9 tRNA genes and 1 rRNA gene are annotated in these 1,074 nt (G+C 49.8%); all 10 read right to left on the bottom strand.

The features are described from left to right. Window positions 1-159: 159 nt before the first annotated feature. Window positions 160-235, bottom strand: a tRNA-Ala gene (locus ACIQ0C_RS27235). 10 nt (window positions 236-245) lie between these two features. Then, a tRNA-Pro gene (locus ACIQ0C_RS27230) sits at window positions 246-322 on the bottom strand. Window positions 323-330: 8 nt separating this feature from the next. Then, a tRNA-Arg gene (locus tag ACIQ0C_RS27225) sits at window positions 331-407 on the bottom strand. A 9-nt stretch (window positions 408-416) separates the two neighbouring features. Further along, window positions 417-505, bottom strand: a tRNA-Leu gene (locus ACIQ0C_RS27220). Window positions 506-517: 12 nt separating this feature from the next. Continuing rightward, window positions 518-592: transfer RNA gene (locus ACIQ0C_RS27215), tRNA-Gly, on the bottom strand. A 5-nt stretch (window positions 593-597) separates the two neighbouring features. After that, window positions 598-679, bottom strand: a tRNA-Leu gene (locus ACIQ0C_RS27210). Window positions 680-688: 9 nt separating this feature from the next. Next, a tRNA-Lys gene (locus tag ACIQ0C_RS27205) sits at window positions 689-764 on the bottom strand. 42 nt (window positions 765-806) lie between these two features. Continuing rightward, window positions 807-882, bottom strand: a tRNA-Thr gene (locus ACIQ0C_RS27200). A gap of 11 nt (window positions 883-893) precedes the next feature. Beyond that, window positions 894-969 (bottom strand) — tRNA-Val (locus ACIQ0C_RS27195). Window positions 970-979: 10 nt separating this feature from the next. After that, window positions 980-1,074: ribosomal RNA gene (gene rrf, locus ACIQ0C_RS27190) — 5S ribosomal RNA — on the bottom strand; the annotation flags it as partial.

Genomic DNA, 1,074 nt, shown 5'->3' with positions numbered 1-1,074 from the left:
AAATGTTTGACTTGCTCATTTGCTTTTTGATAGTGTGTGCTCACTTAAAATTTAACGTTGGCGCTTTGTTTTGTTCAGTTTTCAAAGAGCAATTTGACTCTTCTTAAAGAATCAACTTTCATATCATAACATAGCCAAATCGGCTTGTCAATTTTTTTTTGGTGGAGCCTAGCGGGATCGAACCGCTGACCTCCTGCGTGCAAGGCAGGCGCTCTCCCAGCTGAGCTAAGGCCCCCAAAAAATAATGGTCGGGAAGACAGGATTCGAACCTGCGACCCCTTGGTCCCAAACCAAGTGCTCTACCAAGCTGAGCTACTTCCCGAAAAAACATGGTGCGCCCGGCGGGAGTCGAACCTACAACCTTCTGATTCGTAGTCAGATGCTCTATCCAATTGAGCTACGGGCGCATATTAAGATGGTGCCGAGGACCGGAATCGAACCGGTACGGTAGTCACCTACCGCAGGATTTTAAGTCCTGTGCGTCTGCCAGTTCCGCCACCCCGGCATAAATAAATAGTGGAGCGGAAGACGGGATTCGAACCCGCGACCCCAACCTTGGCAAGGTTGTATTCTACCACTGAACTACTTCCGCGAACATGCGGGTGAAGGGACTTGAACCCCCACGCCTTGCGGCGCCAGATCCTAAGTCTGGTGCGTCTGCCAATTCCGCCACACCCGCATAATAAAATGGTGAGCCATGAAGGATTCGAACCTTCGACCCTCTGATTAAAAGTCAGATGCTCTACCAACTGAGCTAATGGCTCATATAAACTATTTATATATGCTATATCAAGCTTGTATGAAAATGGTGCCGGCAAGAGGACTTGAACCCCCAACCTACTGATTACAAGTCAGTTGCTCTACCAGTTGAGCTACACCGGCAAGTGTAAAAATGGTGGAGGATGACGGGATCGAACCGCCGACCCTCTGCTTGTAAGGCAGATGCTCTCCCAGCTGAGCTAATCCTCCATATATGAATGCTTGGCGGCGTCCTACTCTCACAGGGGGAAACCCCCAACTACCATCGGCGCTGAAGAGCTTAACTGCCGTGTTCGGAATGGGAACGGGTGTGAC

The sequence above is a fragment of the Peribacillus sp. NPDC096448 genome, from assembly GCF_044762675.1.
Classification (GTDB): Bacteria; Bacillota; Bacilli; order Bacillales; family DSM-1321; genus Peribacillus; species Peribacillus frigoritolerans_B.
Note: the sequence above shows the minus strand (reverse complement) of the source record. Positions and strands in the feature narration are given on the sequence as shown.